The sequence below is a fragment of the [Bacillus] enclensis genome (assembly GCF_001456935.1).
In the GTDB taxonomy this organism is placed as follows: domain Bacteria; phylum Bacillota; class Bacilli; order Bacillales; family Bacillaceae_B; genus Rossellomorea; species Rossellomorea enclensis.
The window spans coordinates 815,418-838,250 of the sequence record NZ_KQ758482.1; the positions used below are offsets into that span (position 1 = coordinate 815,418).

The window sequence follows — 22,833 nt, forward strand, 5'->3', positions numbered from 1 at the left end:
AATAAAAACTTAGACAATACTAAAAAGACAGAAGATTGAAAGCGAGGAAACAAAATGGCTGGTCAATACAAGTCAAGAGAAGAGAAGCGTCTAGCCCAGCAGAAGTCTAAACCGAATAAAACCAAAAAAGGCTCTATGGTGAAACGTGTAATCATTTCATTATTTATTATAGGCATCATCGGTATGTTGGCTGGTGCAGGATTATTTGCATATTACGCATCCAGTGCCCCAAAGCTGGATGAAAAATTGCTTAAAGACCCGGTTGCATCAGAAATCTATGATATGAACGGCGAGTTAATCACGACTGTCGGGAAGGAAAACAGGGAATATGCCAACTTTGATGAAATTCCGCAGGTTATGCAGGATGCAGTCCTTGCAACAGAGGATAACCGCTTCTATAAGCATAACGGGATAGATCTGATCCGGCTTGGAGGTGCCGTCATCGCCAATGTCACCGGCGGATTCGGTTCGGAAGGTGCCTCTACGATAACCCAGCAGGTGATCAAAGGTTCATTCCTGAGCCCTGATAAGACACTGAAAAGAAAAGCCCAGGAAGCATGGCTCGCCCTCAAACTCGAGCAGGAATACACCAAGGAAGAAATTTTCGAGATGTATTTCAACAAGGTCTACATGTCCGGAGGGATCCACGGCATGGCGACTGCAGCAGACTATTACTATGGCAAGGAAATTAAGGACATCAAGCTCCATGAAGCAGCCCTGATTGCCGGACTGCCTCAGAGTCCCAACAATTACAACCCATTCAAACATCCTGAAAAAGCTGAAAAAAGAAGGAATATTGTGCTGTCCCTCATGGCCCAGCATGGAAAGATCAGTGAAAAAGAAAAAGAGGAAGCCCAAAAAATCCCGATTACAGAAGGATTGGTTTCCGAAGAGGAATTGGCAGCTGAAAACGGAAATAAATACCCTGCTTACGTCGATGCAGTCATTGATGAGGTCGAAAAAATGGGAGACTTCAACCTATTCTCTGATGGATTGAAGATCTATACTACCCTGGATACCAATGCACAAAAGCGTGTCGAGCAGATCCTTGCGGGTGAAGCAATCGACTTTGCCTACCCTGACAAAGAGGACGCCCTCATGCAGGCAGGGATTACACTGATGGATACCCAATCCGGTGAGATCCGCGCAATCGGCGGCGGCCGGAACACTGAAGAATCCGTCCAGAGGGGCTTCAATTATGCCATCGATACAAAACGACAGCCCGGCTCGACGATCAAGCCTCTGCTTGATTACGGCCCTGCAGTCGAAAACCTGAAATGGTCGACATATCACATCTTGAAGGATGAACCTTATAAATACTCAAATGGGGCTGAAATCAACAACTACGACATGCAGCATAAAGGTCCCATCACGATAAGAGAAGCGTTATGGGATTCACGAAACGTAACGGCCCTCAAAGCATTCCAGGAAGTCGGTGAAGAAAAAGCCGAGGAATTCGTAAACGGACTTGGACTTGATTTCGACCATTACTATGAATCCGCATCAATCGGTGCCGTTTCACCAGGTATGAATTCTGTACAGATGGCCGGTGCATATGCAGCATTCGGAAATGAGGGGGTGTATAACAAGCCTCATGCAGTTAAAAAAGTTGTCCTCCGTGACGGTGAAACAGAAATTAAGCATGATGATAAACCGAAACCTGCAATGAAGGAATATACAGCCTATATGATTTCAGATATGCTGAAGAGCGTCATCGATCATCCAAGGGGAACAGGTGCGTATGCAAAAGTCCCTGGACTTCCGATGGCAGGAAAATCCGGTACAACCAACTATGATCAAAAGACGCGTGAAGCTAACAATATTCCGAAATCACACGCTCCGGATTCATGGTTTGTCGGTTATACAACCAATTATACGGCAGCAGTGTGGACTGGATTTGATCAGCAGAATAAAAATTCATTAAGTCCGGCAGACCGCCACATTGCACAATTTATCGTCAAAGATTTGATGGGGTATGTTCATGAAGGTGTAGACACAGCCGACTTCAAGAAACCTGACAGTGTTGTGGAAGTTCAGGTCGAAGAAGGAAGCAATCCGGCAAGACTGCCTAGTGACTACACGCCTGATGATAAGATCATCACGGAGCTATTCGTAAAAGGAACCGAACCGACAAAGGTTTCAAAAGAATACGATAAACTTGATGCTCCGAAAGGCCTGAAAGGCAAATACAATAAAAAAGACAAGACGATCACCCTTGCATGGGATTATGATAAGAAGAAAAAAGACGGCGTTACATTTGAAGTTTCCGTATTGATTAATGGAGCTGACAAACAAACGCTTACGACCACAGATAAAAACGGCCTGAACGTGGAAAACATCACATCCTCCGGTACATTTACTTTCGAAGTGGTTGCCATTAAAGGCGACGAGCGAAGTGACCCTGCAACCGTGGATGTAAATGTAAAAGGCGAAAAAGAAGATAAAAAAGAAGATAAAAAAGAGAATGAAAACGGCCAGGGAAATGAAGATGGCCAAGAAAACGAAAATGGTCCGGGCAATGGTCAAGATGACAACGGTACTGGAAATGACCAAGGCGGTGACGGCGGAACCGGTGATGAAGGTGACGGTACTGGTGGAGATGGTACCGGCGGCGGTGACGGCGGTACCGGTGAAGGAGACGGAACAGGTGGTACCGGCGGCGGTGACGGCGGTACTGGTGAAGGAGACGGAACAGGTGGTACCGGCGGCGGTGACGGCGGTACTGGTGAAGGAGACGGAACCGGCGGTACTGGAAATGACGGCGGTACTTCTACCGAATCGTCCCCTGGTTTATTCAATCAATAGAAATAAAGGAAAGGCAGCCGGGAGATTCCCGGCTGCCTTATTTTTTGTTTTTATTCAAATGGCGCATCGCCCTGTCCTTCGCAAACTGTTTATGTTGTTCCTGAAATAAACTTGCCAGCTGCACATAGGAATGATAAAGGTGAGGGTTTTCCTTGATGAATGACAGTCTCTCTTCAATATTTACCGGTTTAAGAGAGAGATCCTTTATTTGCAACTTCCATCCATTTAATACTACAGGATGGGAGTTACCCCAAAACAGAATCATATAAAATAAAGCAATGCCTTTTTTCATGAGAACCTGTGCAGTGGCATCACGTGATTTGAAGCGTTCCTTCAGCATCCCCTGCACTTCATTCCAGGCGGCCAAAACTTCACTTACTGAATGTTCCTCATGATCCCAGGGAAAATCATTCCGCTCTTCCCCACTGTAAAATAGTATTTCCTGAGCAAAAAAATTCCCTTCTTCCAAATATCGGTCAGGATTTAATACCACTTCATTTTTCTCAAAGAAAAAGTGATCAGACAATTTCACAGGGAGAATCATGCGTACGGCTGTCATATCTTCTCCTTTTTCTTCATGCGCTTCTGTCCCTCACGGCATAAGTCTAGGAGTGGACATACATCACACTGAGGCGATTGTGCCTTGCAATGGTATCTTCCGAAGAAAATTAAGCGATGGTGGGTTTCAGACCATTCATCTCTGGGGATCTTTCCCATCAACGTCTTCTCTACTTCAAGTACACTGTCCTTCCATCTGCAGATACCCAGCCTCTTACTAACCCTCTCTACATGAGTATCGACTGCAAGCGCAGGTTCCCCGAAGGCTACAGACACGACAACATTGGCTGTCTTCCTCCCTACCCCCGGCAGTTTGACCAGTTCTGAATGTTCTTTTGGTACTTCCCCGCCATATTCCTTTAAAAGAATTTCACACAATTTCTGTATGTTCTTCGCTTTATTTCGGTAAAGTCCGATGGAGCGAATGTCCTGCTGCAGTTCTTCAAGCGTGACTTCAAGGTAATCATGTGGTGTCTTGTATTTTTCAAAAAGCCCTTTCGTTACTTTATTCACTAACGCATCTGTACATTGAGCGGAAAGCAGTACGGCAATCACTAACTCGAAGGGGTTTTCATGGCGCAGTTCGCAATGCGCGTCGGGAAACATTTTTCTCATTTCATCCAGGCAAATATGTATCTGTTTTTTATTCAGCACTTTTATCTTCTCCTCACTCTCATACTATGCACTATCATTCAGTATACACGATTAAAGGGACTGTCCCCAGTTTGGGTGCAGTCCCTTTGTACGTATACATTATTGTTCCAGCCAATTATAAAAAGGTACTGACTTCCTCTTAGGCGCCGCAGCGTCATTTTGAGTCTGTGGTTTCTGATGCGGCCTGAACTTTTGACTTTGACTACGTGCATCTTCTATCGTTTTGACACCGTTCTTTTTCCACTCAAATAGAATCCTGTCGATGTATCTGAAATTCAGCTTTCCGGAAATGACCGCTTCCCGGAGTGCAGCCTTGATGATCGTGGAATTATGTTCATCCTGGTCAAGCCACATACTGAGTGTCTCACATTCAAGCGGTGAAAGCGGACGGCCGAATTCCTGTTCGAAAATAGAATAGATGTCAGCTTCTTCTTCCATTGATTTTTGCATCTGTTTCATCTTCGAAGTTTGGATGACAAAGTCAGCAAGCTTCTCCCATAAAGGGGCAAGCGAGTATTTTTCGAAAAGGATCCCGTCAGGAGAAGATCCTTCATCAATCGTCAGGAATTGCTGCTGTATCAGTTTTCTTAAGATGGAGGAACAGTATTCTGCAGAAATGCTCATATGTTCCGAAAGATCCTCCGGTGTCGGAAAGCTGTTCCCTTTTTCAATTTGTCCGTAGATATGAAGAAGCAGGACAAATTCGGATTCATTTAATCCGAGGGTATGATAATTTGTCAGTAATAATTGCGGGATATTCAGTGTCCCTTCTTCGATCCAGGACACCATTAGTTGTTTATAATCCATATACGGCACACCTCACCTTTAAGTATATCATGCTTATTATCTATGTCGATATGGATGTGTTCAGAAGAATTATTTAACACTTTTTAATCATAGTACATTGAATACCGCAGTTGATTTCCGTGGATGACTTCGCTTTCCGCGGGCGGCCGGTGAGCCTCCTCGGCTACGCCTGCGGGGTCTCACCTGTCTCGCTTTTCCCGCAGGAGTCTACGTCTTCCACTCCAATCAACTGCTAGATTCACTAAAAATGAAAGTACAGTATAAAATCGTCAAAAAAGATAAATACAGATAATAAAAAGCTGACTTTGTGTTGCATTCTGCAACAATAAAGTCAGCCTAATATTAACTCCTTATGGGTACAGACGGTTTAGGAGGCGTGGGAATGGGATTGTTTCTCTTACGTGTTCCACTCCGCTGATCCATGCTACTGTGCGTTCAAGTCCAAGACCGAATCCTGAGTGAGGGACAGAACCGTATTCCCTCAGCTCCAGATACCACTTATATGCATCTGACGCCAATTCATGTTCTTCGATGCGCTTTTTCATTAGTTCTGCATCGTGGATCCGTTCAGAACCTCCGATGATTTCCCCGTAGCCTTCAGGAGCGATAAGGTCTGCACAAAGCACTACATCATCACGATCAGGGTCGGGCTGCATGTAAAACGGCTTCAAGGATGTCGGGTAATGAGTGATGAATACAGGTTTATCATAGGTTTCAGCAATCGCTGTCTCATGCGGTGCCCCGAAATCATCTCCCCATTCGATATCGTCGAATCCTTTTTCGTGCAGTAACTTGACCGCGTCATCATAAGTGATTCTGGGGAATGGTGCTTTGATTTGTTCCAATTTGGACGTATCTCTTCCCAAACGGTCCAACTCAAGCTTACAGTTTTCAAGGACAGATTGGACGATATAAGAAACATATTGTTCCTGAACTTCCAGATTGTCTTTAAAATCGTAGAAAGCCATTTCAGGTTCGATCATCCAGAACTCGATAAGATGACGGCGCGTTTTGGATTTTTCAGCCCTGAATGTCGGCCCGAAAGAAAATACTTTTCCAAGAGCCATGGCAGCTGCTTCCATATATAGTTGTCCACTTTGAGAAAGATAGGCATCTTCGTCAAAGTACTTGGTTGCAAACAATTCCGTCGTTCCTTCAGGAGCACTGCCTGTAAGGATTGGCGGGTCGACTTTGACAAACCCTTCTTGATTGAAGAATTCATACGTAGCCCTGATGATTTCATTACGGATTTTCATCACTGCATGCTGCTTGCGGGAACGAAGCCATAAATGACGGTGGTCCATAAGGAATTCAGTACCATGCTCTTTTGGTGTGATTGGATAATCCACCGCTTCATGGATGACCTCCACTGATTTCACCTGTAATTCATAACCAAAAGGTGAACGGGAATCTTCAGATACAACTCCTGTCACATATAAAGACGTTTCTTGAGTCAGAGATTTTGCTTTTTGAAAAATTTCTTCTTCGACTTCGCTTTTAACTACAACTCCCTGAATGAATCCAGTTCCATCACGGAGCTGAAGGAATGCAATTTTACCACTTGAACGTTTGTTGGCAAGCCAGGCACCGATCGTAACCTCTTCACCAACAAACTTACTTACTTGAGAAATTGTTGTTTTCACGATTTTTTCCCTCCAAAAAAAACTAACACGCTATATGTATCGTACTATATTATACAGTTCGAGATACATTGTCGCAATAGATAGGCTGAATCAGGCTTATACCAATGCAAAGGGCAGAACGTGAAATACGACCTGCCCCAGTTGTGTTATTGACTTTTCTTTACAACGAATTCATGTATTCTTTCAATTGCCTGCTCCATGGATTCAAGGCTGGTTGCATAGGATAAGCGGATATTATCCTCAGAACCAAAGCCCGAACCCGGGATGACGGCAACTTTTGCATCTTCTAACAGCGCTTGAACAAAAAGATCAACACTATCATAACCAGTGATGCGTGCTGCTTCCTTTACGTTCGGAAACAGATAAAAAGCACCTTGAGGCTTGATGCAGTCAAACCCAGGTATATTGTTCAGCTTTTCGAAGACGATATTCAATCGCTCCTCAAATGATTTTCTCATGTCCTCCACGGGTTGTTGATCTCCCATGTACGCTGCTACGGCACCATATTGGGAAGTGGTCGTCGGGTTCGATGTTGAATGGCTTGCCAGATTCGTCATTGCCTTGATGACTGTTTCATTCCCCGCAGCATAACCGATTCTCCAGCCTGTCATCGAATGTGATTTTGAAACACCGTTTATGACGATTGTCTGCTCCTTGAGTTCTTCGGAAATCTCCGCAATGGAAGTATGAGTATTTCCGTCATAAACGAGCTTTTCATAAATTTCATCAGAAACAATGAGTATATTTTTTTCTAAACAGATTTGACCGATCGCCTTCAACTCTTCAGCAGAGTAAATCATGCCGGTTGGATTGCTTGGGGAATTGATGATGACCGCTTTTGTTCTTTCCGTAATCGACTCTGACAATTGCTCAGGTGTGATTTTATAAGAGTTTTCCTGTTTTCCTTCCACAATGACAGGGTTTCCTCCCGCAAGCTTAACTTGTTCAGGGTAACTTACCCAATAAGGAGTTGGAATGATTACTTCATCCCCATCGTCCAGCAATACTTGAAATAAAGTATAAAGTGCATGCTTCGCACCGCTTGTCACGATGATTTCTGCAGGTTTGTAAGCCAGGTTCTGATCTTGCTTGAATTTGCTGATTACAGCTTCTTTCAGCTGGGCAGTACCACCTGAAGGCGTATATTTTGTATGTCCTTCAATCAGTGAATCATATGCAGCCTGGATGATATGCTTCGGTGTATTAAAGTCAGGTTCACCTGCTCCCAAACCGATTACATCGATACCCTGGGCTTTCATTTCCTTCGCTTTCGCTGTGATCGCCAAGGTAGTAGAAGGTGTTAGTGCACTCACTCTTTTCGCTAAAGATACTTTCATCGATGGGTTCCTCCTAATAACTTATAGGTTTTCTATCTTTTTCCACCATTCCCCGTTAGAGAATAGAAGATAAAAATAGTTTAAATTCTTCTGTTTATCCAAGTATGTGATCTCCCATACAGGGCCTACGGATTCATGACCTAATCGTACGGATAATATTTCTTCAGGCTGCTTTTCATCTTTTAGTTTATTAACTGCCTGTTCTTTCGTAATACCATCAGCCCATTTTCTTACGATTATTTCCCCTTTTTTCTTAGGAACGAATGCAACCGTTTTTTCATCATTTTTATCTTCTCCTGTGACCACGGTGTAAGATTTTGCTCCGTGATAAATCGTTGTTTTCTCAATTTTTTCCATTGCTGTCTCATTCAGCACCCGTGTGGACGCTTCATCAAATTCTTTCTTTACCGGCCCTCGGGCACTGTGATAGAGAAGAATGGACGAAATACCAATAAGAATGACCGCTGCAGTGATAATAATTGTAATCCACTTTTTCATTTACAACCCTCTTTATGTACGATAAATGGTCAGTACAGCCTGACTTTGATCTTCGGGATCCAGGGCCAGACCAAACATGTAATCATCTTTTTTCAATGTCCTGTTCAAGGCATCCACTACTTTATATAAATCGTCTGTGTACGAAATCTTAACTGTGGAAAGAATTTCAATTTTGCTCTCCAATGCATTACCCTCCTTCTACACATCAGCCGCTTCCCAAGATGTTGGGCATAGCCGTCATGATCTCTTCTCCTTACTAAACACTACAGACATTATAACAACATTCCCGCCGGATATGGTAGACAGAAACACAAAAAACTTTATCCCTATAGTTTTTCATCGAAAGCTGACCCTGGGATCAGCTTTCATTGGGTTGTTCTTTGAATGCACCGTCATCTTGTTCAAAGGTAAGTACTTCATAATTACTTTTGTTGAATTTTATCGTGATCAAGCCGTGCTGGCCGGTAAGGTAGAGGTCGATCCACGCTTCATTGATTGCCTCAAGGAGGTCACCATTCAGCAATTTCTCTTTCGAACGATACAGAAGTGCAGTCTGGGGATCGATATGCTTGATGAGCGGGTCTGAAATGCATTCTGTCTTTGAGTGGAGCGGTATTTTGACAATGTTCACATTTTTTAAAGGCTTGGTCATGAATACCCCTTCTGCATGCTTGGACTGTGAACTCAGCCAAAGGAAGCGGTGATTGAAGAAAGTAAGCGAGAAATCAAGTCCTTCCTGTTTTTCATTGCCGTCATGGATCACTTCTAGATCCAGTTCCGGAGACAACCGATAACGATCCCCTTCTTTCAAACTTTTCAATTCGGCCATTTCAGCTTCCATAAGCGGTTCAGAAAAGGAGGCTCCTGCCATGATTTCAGCAATTGAATATTTCTTCCTGAGTTTCAGAAGTGTATCCTCATAGATTTCAACTTGCTCCGTGATGATGACCGCTTTTATTTCATTAATGTTGATTTGATCCAGATAGTAGTAAAGTTCTCTCACTTGGCTACGGGGACCGGTGTTAATCAAATAATTGTCACCTGCAGCTAAATGAAGGACGGCCACCTCTCCGCTTTTTAAAGGAAGAAAGCTGATCGCGTATTCATTTTCTGCCAGGTTAAGGTCCAATTCCGGTACTTTTATTCCGTGAACGGGCGGTGAAAATAAAAGAAACAGCAGTAGTGCGGATATTACCCCTTTCATAATTCATGCCTCCAGTTTTCATCTATCCTCTATTTTGCGTTAAAGGATGGAATTTAACCAGAACGGAGGGAACGGAAGAATAAAAGCATTATACAATAAGACGAACCCGCTCCTGAAACAGGGGCAGGTTCGTCTCCAATTTTTTTACAACCAATCTTCTATCAGCTCAATCAAATCGTATAGATCTCCTTCTTTTACATTCATGGAAGGAATTGATTCGATGAAAGCATTGCCGTAGCGGGTCGTCTTAATTCGGCGGTCATACACGATGATGACACCTCTGTCGCTGCTTCTTCTTATCAATCTTCCCACACCCTGCTTGAAGCGGATAATTGCTTCAGGCAGTGAATGAGCTGAAAAAGGATTTTTCCCCTGTGCTTTCAGAAGTTCAGATTTAGCCTGGATCACAGGTTCGTCCGGCGGTGAAAATGGAAGTCTCACCAGTGCAAGGCATGAAAGATCTTCCCCGGGGATATCCACCCCTTCCCAGAAAGAACTGGTGCCGAACAGGATCGCTTTATCGAACCGCTGGAAATTTTTCGTCAGCCTTGTCCTGCTCCCCGACGTGATTCCCTGGGCCATAAGGATATAATCTTCAAGCAAGCCGCTTTCCTTCATTAGTTCGTACGTTTTTCTCAGCATATCATAAGAAGTGAAAAGAATGAGCATCCTGCCTTTAGTGGCCTCGGCCACTCCAATTAAATGAGAACTGATGGATTCGATATACTCTTCATTTGAAACTTGCTGAATCTCAGGCACATCATTTGGTATGAATAAAGTGGCTGACCCGGCATAATCAAAGGGGGAAGATAGCTTAAGCTGTTTAATTTCCTCCGTGTTCAGCCCTACTTCATTCAGGAAGTAATGGAACGATTCACTGACAGTCAATGTCGCAGAGGTCAATACAATACTCTTCTTTTTTGTAAAAAGCTCTTCCTTTAAGTTCCGCGCCACTGCGACCGGCTGGGCCTGAATGATCAGACTGTTCGGGAGCGAGCGGGTATCACCGTCGAGCCACAGTACATAATCCGTCATTTCTTTAAGGAACACCGTGCGGAAATGTTGATGAAGATCATCCCATTCGACTAAAAAGCTGTAGAACTCTTCAACCAGCGCTTTTTCACTGTCTTTTAGTTTTATCTTTTTCTTTTTTATTGAATCGAGGATATCCTGAAATTCCCTTTCTATCGTCTTCATCCCTGAAATGACCCGTTCCATCGCCATATGGACAGGCTGCCAGTTCCTGCTTTTTTTCATCTCATCTGAAATTCTAAGCTGTATTTTCTGGGCACCAGTTCTTTTCTTAGCATGCTTGACGAATACATTCGCAAGGACAGACATAGCTTCTTCAAGGTCCTGATAAAATTGATGCACTAAAGCATCAATTTCAAATAAATGACGATTGCTTTCTATTTCGTATGCATTCATAAGACTGGATAGTCTTTCGAATAATTGATTCTGTTCAAGAGTCCCGAGCTGTGAAGTCGTGAATTTAATAGAGAGATAATCCAACACGATTCCCAAATGCTGTCTGGCCGATTTTTCCAAATGATGTGCTTCATCGATGACTAAATAATCAAAGGCGGGTATCAGATTCCCGTGATTGATGATATCCGAAAGCAGCATCGAATGGTTTGTGATGATGATATCTGCCGTCTGGGCACGTTTTCTCGCATTCAGATAAAAGTCTTTCGTGACCCAGGGATCTTTACTGTGAGGAAGATGCCACCCGTCATGCCGCAGCCTGTTCCAAAATAACTGCCCGCCTGAGGTAAGGTTCAGTTCATCGACATCACCGGTTTCAGTCCCCGTCAGCCATACCAGGATCTGCATCTTCGTCAATATGACGTCATATTGGGGATCCTCTTCCCTGAGTGATTGTTCAAATTTGAATAAGTTTATGTAGTGATTCTTCCCTTTCAACAATACTGTCTGAAACGTGAATGGACTGATTGTTTCGAGAAGCTTAATTTCCTTTTGCAGCAATTGTTCCTGCAGCTGGGTGGTAAAAGTGCTGATCACCACTCTTTCACCAGACTGTTTGGCAAAATGCAGTGATGGCCATAAATATCCCAGTGACTTCCCGACACCCGTACCTGCTTCGATCACGAGGTGCTTACCTTCAGCGAATGATTCCTTAACTTCATTCATCATCTGAATTTGTACATTTCTTTTCTCATATGAAGAAACATGCTTTTCCATGCTTTTCGTAATATCAAATTCAATTTCATGAAAGCTATCGGAACATGATCCAGGATCACTTTTTGTTCGAAGGGCAATACCCCTGTATACCTCAAGTCCAAACTCGAGATCCTCGACATGCCTTTGCTTTTGAGAAACGATTTCATCAAAGAGTAAAGACAAGTCACTTTTGAGGTGCACTGAAAGCGTCCTAAGCTTCTCCAGGGTAACAAGCGGGAGACCATGGAGTTCTTGAATGAAATGAAGCAGAATCTCAGCCGTAACATAGGCATCGCTGTCAGCCTGATGCGGTCTGACATGGCTCAATGAGAGTGTATTTGAAAGCTCTGTAAGCTTGAAGCTGTCAGCTGAAGGCATAGCAATTTTGGCCAGTTCAACTGTATCAAAAGCAGGGCCTGCAAAAGGGTTATAGCCCGCCTCTTCAAGTTCTGCCTGTAAAAAAGAAAGGTCGAATGTTACATTGTGAGCGACAAACACACCGTTATCTAATATTTCCAGGATTTTGGGTGCAATCTCATCAAACATAGGTGCACCGCTGACCATTTCGTCATTAATTCCCGTAAGCTCCTCTATGAATGGAGGAATGGACTTGCCGGGGGAAACGAATGAGGTGAATTGATCGGTGATCTTCCCATTTTCGATGATCACTGCCGATATCTGTATGATTTTCTCTCCTTTGCGGGGAGAGTTCCCTGTAGTTTCAAGATCCACTACAACTAATTTGAATGGGTACATGTTATTTCACTGCCTTTATATTTCCATCTTCGATAATAATCTATGATTTCTAGATAAGTGTACCACAATTTATTTCAGAAGGCTCATGATCTCATGATGGGTTAATCATTTAACAAATGAGTCCTGGATATAATAAATAAATCTGCTCCCTCAAGAGGTTGATTCCAAGAGATATTGGTTAAATTTTATGACAACCCTACATAGAGAAGCGATTTTGACTTATCAACTTACTTGATTTCCTTATCACCGCTATTGATTTCCGTGCAAACGCTGCAAACGGTTTTATATAAGGATAAGTTTATTCAATTTCATTCTAAAAAAATGGGTTGTAACTTAATTTATTCGGTCTTGAGCCTCTCTTTTCTTAATAGGAACAGAAGATTAGAATTCGACAAGAAGTTAATAATCTTTACTGTGAATTGGCACGCTGATATTGGTGATTTTTTTCTTTTATCTATCTGCCTCTGAGTAAAAATCTCAGGTCTTTTACTTCAACCTACACCTAAAACCAAAAGAGAAGCAACGCTATTCTTCTAGACTAAGTTTTCGTCCTTAACCGCTGGAATCGGCGCCTTACTGAATGTAAATTGGATCAGAAAAAAACGAACTAACTTGAAGTCTTAAATTCAAGTTAGTTCGTTTTTATTGAAGCTCAAACACTTTTGTCGGGACACTTCCAAGTTATGAATATACCGTTGCTTCGGGTTCGGTGCCGATCATTTCAACGATTTGGTTGTTTTCGTTCATGATCGCCACTTTAGGGACATGGCTTTTCACCTGTTCTTCTGCTATCAGTTTGTAGGAAATGATGATGACGACATCCCCTTTTTGGACAAGCCTGGCCGCTGCTCCGTTCAGGCATATGACGCCGCTTCCCCTTTCCCCCGGTATGATATAAGTCTCAAGTCTTGCACCATTGTTGTTGTTGACGATCTGGACTTTTTCATTTGCCATCATATCCACTTTATCAAGGATATCTTGATCGATTGTGATGCTGCCTACATAATCCAGGTTTGCTTCTGTCACACGTGCTCTGTGAATTTTACCATTCATCATTGTTCTAAACATGCTGATTTCCCCTCTTCATTCAATAAAATGATGATGTTATCAATTAACCTTGCTTTCTCGAATTGTACTGCAACTGCTATGATCACCTCGCCTGTCAAATCGTCTACAGGGGAGAGCTGTGGAAAAGAATAAGCTTCCACATATTCGACTTTTCCTGAGGTCTCATTTTGAAGGATGTCCCTCACCTTTATAACGACAGCGTCCACACTCATTTTCCCGGACTCGATCATCTGCGCCGCTTCTTTGAGACTCTTATAAAGGACCGGTGCTTCCTTTCGTTCACTTTCAGACAGATAGACATTACGTGAGCTCTTTGCAAGACCGTCCTCTTCCCTCACCGTAGGGACCCTCACGATTTCCACAGGGAAGAAGTAATCTTCAACCATACCTTCCACTACAGCAATCTGCTGTGCATCCTTCAGGCCGAAATAGGCTCTTGACGGTTGTACTAAATGAAACAGCTTCGCCAAAATGGTGACGACTCCGTCAAAGTGACCCTCCCGTTTCTTTCCGCAAAGCACATCAATGCGCTTATGCACGGTCATGGTGACGGATAATTCATCAGGATACATTTCTTTAGCGTCCGGAATGAATAAGATGTCTACGCCTGCATTTTCTGCGAGTTCCCGGTCACGGTCAATATCCCTCGGATACCGATCGAAATCTTCGTCCGGACCGAACTGCAATGGATTCACAAAAATGCTCATGACCACAACCTCATTTTGTTTTCTTGCCTCATCTGCGAGGGTGAGGTGGCCTTCGTGGAGGAATCCCATCGTTGGTACAAAACCGATGGAGCCGACTGAATCTTTATGCTTTTGAATTTCTTGGCGCAGTATATTCATGCTTGTAATGATCTTCACTTTTTACTACCCCCGTAAAGCATTTGCAATTCCTCTTCCTTCATTGTGAAAGAATGCTGTTCTTCAGGGAAGGATCCTTCCTTTACATCTTCTATATAGTTAACGATGCTGGCATTGATCGTTTCAGCGAGGTTGCTGTATTGTTTGACGAACTTCGGAACCCTGCCGACACCATACGTGATGAGATCATGAAAGACCAGGACCTGGCCGTCCGTGCCGCTGCCTGCACCGATCCCGATGACAGGGATGCCGACTGCATCTGTTACCTCTTTTGCCAGCTGTCTGGGTACGCATTCAAGGACAATGGAGAATGCCCCGGCTTCTTCGCACTTTTTCGCATCTTCAAGCAGCATCTGAGCTGTATGGGCAGTCTTGCCCTGTACTTTGTATCCTCCCAGGACACCTACAGATTGAGGAGTCAATCCTAAGTGTGCCATCACAGGAATTCCGGCCTCCGTCATCGCTTTGATCCGATCGATCACGCCCCCGGCACCTTCTACCTTGACGGCATTCGCACCGCTATCTTGGAGGATTCGCGCCGCAGTACGCAATGTTTCCTCCCTGGAAAGGTGATAAGTCATAAAAGGCATATCCGTGACGATGAACGTGCTGGGCGCCCCTCTTCTCACAGCTTTCGTATGATGGATCATATCCTCCACGGTGACAGGAATTGTTGAATCATAACCTAAAACCACCATCCCGAGGGAGTCACCGACCAAAAGCAAATCAATGCCTGCTTCTTCAGCCAGCTTCGCACTTGGATAATCATAAGCCGTCAGCATCGTGAGTTTCTCGTTTTCCCGTTTCATTTTTGAAAAATCAGTTGTCTGTTTCATTTTCTTCCTCCTTCTTTGCAGTCAGAGGTGACGAAACAAATATGAAAGCACTTTCATAAACACAAAGGCCTGTTTCAGCCTAATAAAAAAACCTTCTGAAAATGACAGAAGGATCCCAAGTGTCTATATTTGTTGTTTCGACCCTCTGTCCCAGTCCAATTTGGATCAAGGCAGATATTATTCAGTATTATGTTTCTTGCTTTTGTAAGGGTGCAGTTCTTTCGATACTGCCCATTCAAAATTATAACATAGAAAAACGGGATGGTATGAAGATATTTCTTCACTCATCCCGTATGATGACCTTTAAATATTCACTTCGATATCCGCTGAATAGATTCTATGAATAGTCCCTTCGCCATCTTCTATTTTCAGTACGCCTTCTTCAGTGATTCCTAAAGCAGTTCCCTCAATTGTACCATTGATCGTGCGCGCCCTGATTCTCTTTCCAATCGAGACGGCGTAGCTTTCCCACAGAAGTTTGATCGGTATGAAACCTTCCTTCATATAGAGTGAATACAATGATTCCATTTTTTCGAGTACGGTCTGCACCAGTTTAGCCCTGGACAGCCGCGCCCCTTTTTCAATTGCGAGCGATGTGGCAATCTGGCGGATTTCATCAGGAAAATGATCAATCGAATGATTCACATTCATCCCGATCCCGATGATGATGGAGTTTATTTTATCTGACTCTGCCTGCAGCTCAGTCAGTATCCCGGTAACTTTCTTCCCATCTATCAGGATATCATTCGGCCACTTGATTTGAGGATGCATGCCCGTTACTTCTTCAATCGCCTGCACTACTGCCACAGCGGTAATCAATGTGAATTGCGGCGCTTTTTGCGGCGGGAGATGAGGTTTCATGATCAGACTCATCCAGATGCCGTTTCCGGATGAAGAATGCCATTCACGCATGAGCCTCCCCCTTCCGGCAGTTTGTTCATCAGCGATGACAAGCGTACCTTCCACCGCCCCGCTGCCTGCTAAATCGTGTGCAATCTTTTGGGTGCTGGGCACCGATTCCTCGTAATGGATGGCTTGTCCCAAAGTCTTGGTGTTAAGGCCCAGGCGGATCTTGTTTTCAGTGACACTGTCCGGGGTATCAATGATCCGATAACCTTTTTTCCTGACAGCCTCCAATTTAAATCCTTCTTTTCTCAACTCTTCGATGTGTTTCCATATTGCGGTTCGGGAACATCCTGCAATTTCAGCCAGAGCCTGTCCTGATAGAAATTCACCATTGGATTCTGAAAATGCCTGAATCAGTTTTTTTCTGATGGATTGCATGTTTCCAGCCACCTCCTTATCGTATCATGATCATTTGGTATTTCTTCATTCAGTATTGCCTTTTCGATACCCTCGAGAGTTTCCTTGACCCAGGGACCACCGGCTTTTTCGGACCAATTCATAAGATCATTTCCTGTGACTTTCAGTTCCTTGCGATCCTTTATAGGAAGTGCTTTATATTTTTCCTGTAATGATTCAGTGGATGAATTCAAAGAATGGATGCAGTTGTACACTTTTTCAACATTGACCGCTCTCTCCAAACCTGAACGGAAGAGCAGCTCCCTCGTCCAGCCTTCTTTTATTCTTCTGGATAAAATATCCTTCTCCTTATTGCGTTCCTTGATCACCTTGGAAGGAAGCCTCCACATTTTCAAGAAGACAGAAGGATCAATATCCATACCAGCTGTTAAAAGCAGCCACATTTGATCGGTACTCAATTTTTTCACCAATGGAAGACCGGCTATTTTACGGATGGCTTCAGATTCTTCAGAAAGACCCGGCAGTTGTTTATATAGAGCAGACTCGATAAGAATCTCCAGCGCTTTATCCCTGTAATCCCCGCTGAGGGTCTTTTCAAATTCTATCGTTTTCCGCTCGATGGCGATATGGGACAGCAGATTCGAGTATGCCGTCAATGCCTTCCGGGTGCCGGTTTCAAGCTCAAAACCGAGTTGGCTCACAAAACGCACACCCCTCAGCATCCGTAAGGCATCTTCGGAGAACCTTTCTGCAGGCTCTCCCACTGTCCTGATTAATTTCTGTTTGATATCGTCCCGGCCATCAAATGGGTCATAAATGACACCATCCGCATCCATAGCCATGCTGTTCATGGTAAAATCCCTCCGCATGAGATCAGCTTCAAGCGACCGGATGAATTTGACTCGATCAGGGCGCCTGAAATCGCCATACCCTGATTCAGTCCTGAATGTGGTGATTTCGTATTCATTTTTCTTCTCGATGACCAAAATTGTCCCGTGCTCGATACCGATATCTGCTGTTCGCGGGAAGATTGATTTTATTTCATCGGGAAATGCCGATGTTGCAATGTCCACATCATTGATCGGCCTGCCAAGAAGGTAATCCCTTACGGACCCTCCTACGAAAAAGGCCTGATAGCCCGCCTGTTCAATTTTCTTTAAAAGGGGGATTGCATCCTGAAATATCTTCGGCAGCATGTTAACACCTTCTTCTCTCTAAAAACGTGATTGAAATATCTATACTAATTCCCTGTATATCTGCTCATATTGCCCCAGGATTTTCTTGGAATGGAATTTTGTCCTTGCTGTCTCAAGCGCATTATCAGAAAGAGTACGATGCAGTTCTTCATTACTCAGCAGGCCGATCGCTTTCGATGAAATTTCTTCTACATCACCCACTTTGCAGATATAACCGTTGAATCCTTCTTCAATCACTTCCGGGATGCCCCCGGTTTCCGTACCGATCGCAGGAACACCGCACGCCATGGCTTCAAGGGCGACGAGACCGAAACTCTCTTTCTCGGAAAGCAGCAGCTTCAGGTGGCTTATCGAGTAAAGTTCTTCGAGATTATCCTGTTTCCCCAGGAACAACACCCGGTCATTCAGACCTAATTCTTTCACTTGCCTGCATACGACGGTCATTTCCGGGCCGTCGCCTACCAGGAGCAATTTTGCCGGAATTTCTTTCTGGATAAGGTTGAATGAGGCTACAACATCTCCTACCCTTTTGACTCCCCTGAAGTTAGAGACGTGGATGATGACCTTCTCACCTTGGGCTATACCGTATTCTTTACGCAATTCACTTGAATCAACTGGCCTGTACACCCGTTCATCGATGAAATTATAAACTGTTTTAATCTCCTTATCAGGATGGATCAAATCATGGGTCTGGTCGACGAGTGCGTTCGAGACAGCCGTAACGACATCCGATTTCTCAATACCGAACCGAATGGCCCCTGTCAGTGACGGATCATAGCCGAGTACGGTTATGTCCGTCCCGTGGAGTGTCGTGACAATTTTCACGTCCCTGTCAGCCATCTGTTTCCCCAATATGGCACACACTGCATGAGGAATCGCATAATGTACATGCAGGATATCAAGATTTTCACGCTTAATGATTTCAGCCATCTTATTGGCAAGCGCTATATCATATGGAGGGTATTGAAAGACTGAATACTGATTGACCTCAACCTGGTGAAAATATATATTATGGTACATTTTGTTGATTCTAAAAGGGATGCTGGAAGTGATGAAATGAATTTCATGGCCTTTTTCCGCGAGCAGCTTTCCAAGTTCCGTAGCCACTACTCCAGATCCCCCAACCGTAGGGTAACATGTGATTCCAATTCTTAATTTCATACTTAATCTCCTATCAAGTCTTGATGCAGCAGAAGGGTATTATAGGAGAAGAATCCTTCAGCATAACGGACTCCGGCGTCTTTTCCCATCATTCTCTCCCTTGCTTCCACCGCTTCTATGTAATCATCTGTCAGGGGGGTGGCAACACCGTCTTTCCCCTTTGTGAATTGACTCTCATAAGCTCGGAGGCTTTGCAGCTTCGCTTCTATATGTTTCTCGATATCAATGACAAAATGAGGTTTATGAAAACCATTGATCATATAAAAGTAAAGCTTGGCAGGTTTATGAACCGGAGAAGATGGATTGTATTTTCGTATACCCGAAGAAAAATAAGCCTCCCTTACAAGCCTGGAAGCATTTCCATGATCGGGATGCCGGTCTTCCTCAAAAGGAGCAAATACCGCTTTCGGTTTATATTTCCTTATGACCTCAACGACTTTTGATATATGTATATCGGTAAGCAGGATGCCCCTGTCCGGTATATCCAGTGTCACTCTCTCCATTACACCAAGATGGCCGGCCGCAGCCAGTGCTTCCTTTTTCCTTATTGAAACTGAACCGTTTGAAGAAAGCTCCGCTTCAGTCAAATCACATATGACGATTCTTTTACCGGCTTCTGCATATTTAGCCAGTGTTCCGCCCATCCCTATTTCCACGTCATCGGCATGGGCGCCAAAGGCAAGGATATCTACTCGTTCGTCTGCCACTCTAATCCTCCCTTTCCTTTTTGACGCCTCTCCATTCAATATCCCCTCTTTCAAGCCCTTTAACCAATACTTCAGCTGTTCCCATATTCGTCGCCAATGGAACAGAATATACGTCGCATAGTCTTATAAGAGCTGAAACATCAGGTTCATGAGGCTGCGCTGTCAATGGATCCCGGAAAAACAGGATGAGATCCATTTTGTCATTCGCTATATAAGCTCCTATCTCCTGATCTCCACCCAGAGGACCTGAGCGGAAACGATGGACGGATAATCCGGTTTCTTCTGATATTCTCTTTCCTGTCGTACCTGTAGCAAACAATGAGTGTTTCTCTATAATCGGCTTGTATGCTAAAACGAAGCGGATCAAGTCATCCTTTTTTTTATCATGAGCAATCAAAGCGATATTCATTTGCTTCACCCTTTACTCCAGAATATTTTCCAACCCATACACGAGTGTATCCAGCTTCATGACAGTTTCGACAGATACCTTCACCCCCGACATGAAGCTTGCTCTGTTATATGAATCATGCCGTATGGTGAGGGTCTGCCCCTCCGCTCCAAACATGACCTGCTGATGGGCAATCAAGCCGGGAAGTCTGACACTATGGATATGCATTCCGTCAATATCCGCTCCCCTAGCACCTTTTAGGGTTTCCGTTTCGTCGGGATGGCCCTGCACTTTCGCTTCACGTACTTCTTTGATCATCTCCGCAGTCTTCACGGCTGTACCTGACGGCGCGTCAAGTTTTTGATCATGATGAAGTTCGATGATTTCAATATCCTCAAAGTACTTAGCTGCCATCTGGGAAAACTTCATCATCAAGACGGCCCCGATGGCAAAATTCGGAGCGATGATGCATCCGAGTCCCTTTGATTCCGCTAACTGCCTCAACTCGATTAATTCTTCCTGGGTGAAGCCTGTGGTTCCTACAACCGGTCTGACCCCATATTCAAGTGCGGTCTTCGTATGATGATAGCCGACTTCAGGTGTCGTTAAGTCAATTAAGACATGGGGGATGGATGACTCAAAACATTCCTTTATGTCTTTAAAGACAGGAACGTCAACATTTGCTTCCCCTTTATGATCTATAACGCTCATCAATGCAAATTGAGGTGTATCTTGAACCAATTCAACTGCCTCTTTTCCCATTCTGCCCCTTGGACCGGCAATAACCACATTAATTTGTTCCATTTTCGCCACCGCCTTCCTTTCTTGTCCAGCGATCTTTATCGCGGGTGTTAAACTTATTCATGACCCGATCATGAGCTTCCTCCAAGGAGATATCCAAAGAATTAGCCAGACAGATGAGGACAAATAATACATCACCGAGCTCTTCTTCAACCGTTTTTTCTTTTTCTGTATGTTTCTTGGGCTTTTCACCATAATAATGGTTAATTTCGCGCGAAAGTTCGCCCATCTCTTCTGTTAATCTGGCCATCATAGCCAGGGGGCTGAAATAACCTTCTTTGAACTGACTTATGTATTGATCAACTTCTTTTTGAAGCTGTATCATTGATTTTTCATTTGCCATATTAAAAGACACACTCCTTCATCATCTTTTATCATGTTAGCTAAATCTTATCACATTTACAAATTATTCGTTTAAAGGATTGCCACAATAATCCCCATCCTATATAATGTCTCTGTTATGAGACACTTCCCATCGAAGGAGGGACAACAAGGATGCTTGGTTTACGCTTTAAAAATGTATTTTTCATACTTTTAGGTGCAGCGATCTTCGCGTTCGGACTGGTTCATTTCAATATGCAGAATGAACTTGCTGAAGGCGGATTCACCGGGATTACTTTGATTCTTTATTTCTTATTTCATATCGATCCTTCTTATTCTAACCTTGCACTTAATATTCCCCTGTTCTTTTTAGGCTGGAAGCTGCTTGGAAGAAAGGCCTTTTATTATACGGTTATAGGAACGGTAAGCTTATCTGTATTCTTATGGATTTTTCAGCGGTATCAGATGGAAATTCATCTTGAGGATGACTTATTTCTTGTCGCTCTGTTTGCCGGTGTCTTCATTGGCATAGGCTTGGGGATCATTTTCAGATATGGCGGCACAACGGGCGGGGTTGATATAATCGCCAGAGTGGTTCATAAATATGTTGGATGGAGCATGGGGAAAACGATGTTCATGTTTGATGCAGTGGTCATCATTGCTTCCCTCATCACGTATTTGGATTACAGGCAGGCAATGTATACCCTTGTTGCAGTATTTGTCGCTGCGAAGGTGATTGATTTTATGCAGGAAGGTGCATACTCAGCACGCGGGGCGATGATCATCTCCGACCACCATGAAGCAATCGCTGCTGTGATCAATGAAAAGATGGACCGCGGCGTCACTGTATTAAGGGGACACGGCTCATTCACAAAACAAGACAGAGAGGTCCTTTATTGTGTCGTGGGGAAAAATGAAATCGTCCGGTTGAAGAATATCATTACGTCCGTGGATCCTCATGCTTTTGTATCCGTTACGGTTGTTCATGACGTACTCGGTGAAGGATTTACGCTGGATGCTGACAAAAATCCTCTCCATGATTGATAAGAAGCATCAAAAAAGCCAGGCATCCAGCCTGGCTTTCTTTATGGGAGTGATTAATCCTCACCTTGCATCCCAGTGAAAATCAATACGAGCCTTAACAATTCAATTACCGCTACAGCAGCTGCCGCTACATATGTCATTGCCGCTGCATTCAATACTTTCTTGGCATGACGTTCCTCTTCATTGCGGATCAGTCCCAAAGAAACAATTTGATTCATCGCACGGGAAGATGCATTGAATTCAACTGGCAGGGTAATTAATTGAAAGACCACACCTGCTGCCATCAGGATGATACCCAGAAGGAACATCCCGGTCATTTGAGTGAACATACCGATCAGCAGGAAAATCCATGACATGTTAGATCCGATATTGGCAACCGGCACCAAAGCATGACGGAAACGAAGGAACGCATAACTTTCAGCGTCCTGGATGGCGTGGCCCACTTCGTGAGCTGCAACAGCTGCACCTGCAACTGAATGCCCATGGTAATTATCGGGTGATAGTGCGACCGTTTTAGTCACAGGATTATAGTGATCGCTGAGGAAGCCCCTGCCTTCCACTACTTTCACATCAAACAGACCATTTTCATCAAGTATCTTCCTCGCCATTTCCCTTCCTGTCATACCCGATGTCGTAGCAACTCTCGAGTATTTTTTAAATGTACTTTTCACACGCATTTGCGCCCAGATCGGAATGAGGGCAATGAGTAAGAAGTATACAAGAAAACCCATTACGAAAACCT

The 22,833-nt window shown here is 43.9% G+C and carries 22 protein-coding genes; 2 read left to right on the top strand and 20 right to left on the bottom strand.

Annotated elements, in window-relative coordinates; genetic code table 11:
* Positions 1–54: 54 nt before the first annotated feature.
* Positions 55–2,805 (top strand): transglycosylase domain-containing protein, encoded by a 2,751-nt coding sequence (locus tag AS034_RS04065; protein ID WP_058297620.1) that lies wholly within the window; start codon positions 55–57, stop codon positions 2,803–2,805.
* 37 nt (positions 2,806–2,842) lie between these two features.
* On the opposite strand, the gene AS034_RS04070 is transcribed toward AS034_RS04065, so the two are convergent.
* The 19 genes from AS034_RS04070 to AS034_RS04155 all read right to left on the bottom strand — a co-directional run bounded on the left by AS034_RS04070 (position 2,843) and on the right by AS034_RS04155 (position 21,069).
* The gene (locus AS034_RS04070; protein WP_058297621.1) at positions 2,843–3,364 is read right to left on the bottom strand and encodes a YpoC family protein; all 522 of its coding nucleotides are present in this window, start codon (positions 3,362–3,364) and stop codon (positions 2,843–2,845) included.
* Complete coding sequence (gene nth, locus AS034_RS04075; RefSeq protein WP_032087918.1) at positions 3,361–4,017, bottom strand: endonuclease III; 657 nt, start codon at positions 4,015–4,017, stop codon at positions 3,361–3,363. The genes AS034_RS04070 and nth overlap by 4 nt, the downstream gene beginning before the upstream one ends.
* Positions 4,018–4,116: 99 nt before the next feature.
* On the bottom strand, positions 4,117–4,824 hold the full coding sequence (locus AS034_RS04080) for a DnaD domain-containing protein (protein WP_032087917.1): 708 nt from the start codon (positions 4,822–4,824) through the stop codon (positions 4,117–4,119).
* 350 nt (positions 4,825–5,174) lie between these two features.
* The gene (gene asnS, locus AS034_RS04085; protein ID WP_098151203.1) at positions 5,175–6,467 is read right to left on the bottom strand and encodes an asparagine--tRNA ligase; all 1,293 of its coding nucleotides are present in this window, start codon (positions 6,465–6,467) and stop codon (positions 5,175–5,177) included.
* A gap of 146 nt (positions 6,468–6,613) precedes the next feature.
* The gene (locus AS034_RS04090) at positions 6,614–7,804 is read right to left on the bottom strand and encodes a pyridoxal phosphate-dependent aminotransferase (protein ID WP_058297622.1); all 1,191 of its coding nucleotides are present in this window, start codon (positions 7,802–7,804) and stop codon (positions 6,614–6,616) included.
* 21 nt (positions 7,805–7,825) lie between these two features.
* Complete coding sequence (locus tag AS034_RS04095) at positions 7,826–8,302, bottom strand: cell wall elongation regulator TseB-like domain-containing protein (RefSeq protein WP_058297623.1); 477 nt, start codon at positions 8,300–8,302, stop codon at positions 7,826–7,828.
* A gap of 12 nt (positions 8,303–8,314) precedes the next feature.
* Complete coding sequence (locus AS034_RS22235; protein ID WP_071618651.1) at positions 8,315–8,485, bottom strand: YpmA family protein; 171 nt, start codon at positions 8,483–8,485, stop codon at positions 8,315–8,317.
* Between the two features lie 175 nt (positions 8,486–8,660).
* On the bottom strand, positions 8,661–9,506 hold the full coding sequence (locus AS034_RS04100; RefSeq protein ID WP_058297624.1) for a ComEC/Rec2 family competence protein: 846 nt from the start codon (positions 9,504–9,506) through the stop codon (positions 8,661–8,663).
* Positions 9,507–9,650: 144 nt separating this feature from the next.
* Positions 9,651–12,443, bottom strand: a complete 2,793-nt coding sequence (gene dinG / locus AS034_RS04105; RefSeq protein ID WP_058297625.1) for an ATP-dependent DNA helicase DinG — start codon at positions 12,441–12,443, stop codon at positions 9,651–9,653.
* Between the two features lie 681 nt (positions 12,444–13,124).
* Positions 13,125–13,511 (bottom strand): aspartate 1-decarboxylase, encoded by a 387-nt coding sequence (panD, locus tag AS034_RS04110; RefSeq protein ID WP_032087910.1) that lies wholly within the window; start codon positions 13,509–13,511, stop codon positions 13,125–13,127.
* Entirely contained in the window at positions 13,496–14,374 is an 879-nt protein-coding gene (panC, locus tag AS034_RS04115) for a pantoate--beta-alanine ligase (RefSeq protein ID WP_058297626.1), read from the bottom strand. Before panC ends, panD begins: the two co-directional genes overlap by 16 nt.
* The gene (panB, locus tag AS034_RS04120) at positions 14,371–15,210 is read right to left on the bottom strand and encodes a 3-methyl-2-oxobutanoate hydroxymethyltransferase (protein ID WP_058297627.1); all 840 of its coding nucleotides are present in this window, start codon (positions 15,208–15,210) and stop codon (positions 14,371–14,373) included. The genes panC and panB overlap by 4 nt, the downstream gene beginning before the upstream one ends.
* A gap of 303 nt (positions 15,211–15,513) precedes the next feature.
* The gene (locus AS034_RS04125) at positions 15,514–16,494 is read right to left on the bottom strand and encodes a biotin--[acetyl-CoA-carboxylase] ligase (protein WP_082641623.1); all 981 of its coding nucleotides are present in this window, start codon (positions 16,492–16,494) and stop codon (positions 15,514–15,516) included.
* Entirely contained in the window at positions 16,470–17,669 is a 1,200-nt protein-coding gene (locus AS034_RS04130; protein WP_058297629.1) for a CCA tRNA nucleotidyltransferase, read from the bottom strand. The genes AS034_RS04125 and AS034_RS04130 overlap by 25 nt, the downstream gene beginning before the upstream one ends.
* A 39-nt stretch (positions 17,670–17,708) precedes the next feature.
* A complete protein-coding gene (bshA, locus tag AS034_RS04135) occupies positions 17,709–18,830 on the bottom strand; it encodes an N-acetyl-alpha-D-glucosaminyl L-malate synthase BshA (protein WP_058297630.1) in 1,122 nt (373 codons plus the stop codon).
* Positions 18,831–18,832: 2 nt separating this feature from the next.
* Positions 18,833–19,537 (bottom strand): bacillithiol biosynthesis deacetylase BshB1, encoded by a 705-nt coding sequence (gene bshB1 / locus AS034_RS04140; protein WP_032087904.1) that lies wholly within the window; start codon positions 19,535–19,537, stop codon positions 18,833–18,835.
* 1 nt (position 19,538) lies between these two features.
* Positions 19,539–19,946, bottom strand: a complete 408-nt coding sequence (gene mgsA / locus AS034_RS04145) for a methylglyoxal synthase (protein ID WP_032087903.1) — start codon at positions 19,944–19,946, stop codon at positions 19,539–19,541.
* A gap of 12 nt (positions 19,947–19,958) precedes the next feature.
* Positions 19,959–20,729 carry a 4-hydroxy-tetrahydrodipicolinate reductase gene (gene dapB, locus AS034_RS04150; RefSeq protein ID WP_058297631.1) on the bottom strand — a complete coding sequence of 257 codons (771 nt, stop codon included), beginning with the start codon at positions 20,727–20,729 and terminating at the stop codon, positions 19,959–19,961.
* Positions 20,716–21,069 (bottom strand): nucleotide pyrophosphohydrolase, encoded by a 354-nt coding sequence (locus AS034_RS04155; protein ID WP_058297632.1) that lies wholly within the window; start codon positions 21,067–21,069, stop codon positions 20,716–20,718. Before AS034_RS04155 ends, dapB begins: the two co-directional genes overlap by 14 nt.
* A 152-nt stretch (positions 21,070–21,221) precedes the next feature.
* On the opposite strand from AS034_RS04155, the gene AS034_RS04160 reads away from it, so the two are divergent.
* A complete protein-coding gene (locus AS034_RS04160; RefSeq protein ID WP_032087900.1) occupies positions 21,222–22,091 on the top strand; it encodes a YitT family protein in 870 nt (289 codons plus the stop codon).
* 53 nt (positions 22,092–22,144) lie between these two features.
* Here AS034_RS04160 and AS034_RS04165 read toward each other — a convergent pair whose 3' ends face one another.
* Positions 22,145–22,822 carry a zinc metallopeptidase gene (locus AS034_RS04165; RefSeq protein WP_032087899.1) on the bottom strand — a complete coding sequence of 226 codons (678 nt, stop codon included), beginning with the start codon at positions 22,820–22,822 and terminating at the stop codon, positions 22,145–22,147.
* Positions 22,823–22,833: the final 11 nt, after the last annotated feature.

Bases quoted from the DNA above. Each gene is read 5' to 3' on its own strand.
- AS034_RS04070 (WP_058297621.1), bottom strand. From the start codon at position 3,364: ATGACAGCCGTACGCATGATTCTCCCTGTGAAATTGTCTGATCACTTT.
- AS034_RS04100 (WP_058297624.1), bottom strand. From the start codon at position 9,506: ATGAAAGGGGTAATATCCGCACTACTGCTGTTTCTTTTATTTTCACCG.
- AS034_RS04065 (WP_058297620.1), top strand. From the start codon at position 55: ATGGCTGGTCAATACAAGTCAAGAGAAGAGAAGCGTCTAGCCCAGCAG.
- panD (WP_032087910.1), bottom strand. From the start codon at position 13,511: ATGTTTAGAACAATGATGAATGGTAAAATTCACAGAGCACGTGTGACA.
- AS034_RS04125 (WP_082641623.1), bottom strand. From the start codon at position 16,494: ATGCAATCCATCAGAAAAAAACTGATTCAGGCATTTTCAGAATCCAAT.
- dinG (WP_058297625.1), bottom strand. From the start codon at position 12,443: ATGTACCCATTCAAATTAGTTGTAGTGGATCTTGAAACTACAGGGAAC.
- AS034_RS04155 (WP_058297632.1), bottom strand. From the start codon at position 21,069: ATGGCAAATGAAAAATCAATGATACAGCTTCAAAAAGAAGTTGATCAA.
- AS034_RS04090 (WP_058297622.1), bottom strand. From the start codon at position 7,804: ATGAAAGTATCTTTAGCGAAAAGAGTGAGTGCACTAACACCTTCTACT.
- panB (WP_058297627.1), bottom strand. From the start codon at position 15,210: ATGAAACAGACAACTGATTTTTCAAAAATGAAACGGGAAAACGAGAAA.
- AS034_RS04160 (WP_032087900.1), top strand. From the start codon at position 21,222: ATGCTTGGTTTACGCTTTAAAAATGTATTTTTCATACTTTTAGGTGCA.
- AS034_RS04080 (WP_032087917.1), bottom strand. From the start codon at position 4,824: ATGGATTATAAACAACTAATGGTGTCCTGGATCGAAGAAGGGACACTG.
- bshA (WP_058297630.1), bottom strand. From the start codon at position 18,830: ATGAAATTAAGAATTGGAATCACATGTTACCCTACGGTTGGGGGATCT.
- AS034_RS04165 (WP_032087899.1), bottom strand. From the start codon at position 22,822: ATGGGTTTTCTTGTATACTTCTTACTCATTGCCCTCATTCCGATCTGG.
- AS034_RS04095 (WP_058297623.1), bottom strand. From the start codon at position 8,302: ATGAAAAAGTGGATTACAATTATTATCACTGCAGCGGTCATTCTTATT.
- dapB (WP_058297631.1), bottom strand. From the start codon at position 20,729: ATGGAACAAATTAATGTGGTTATTGCCGGTCCAAGGGGCAGAATGGGA.
- mgsA (WP_032087903.1), bottom strand. From the start codon at position 19,946: ATGAATATCGCTTTGATTGCTCATGATAAAAAAAAGGATGACTTGATC.
- AS034_RS04130 (WP_058297629.1), bottom strand. From the start codon at position 17,669: ATGCTGCCGAAGATATTTCAGGATGCAATCCCCCTTTTAAAGAAAATT.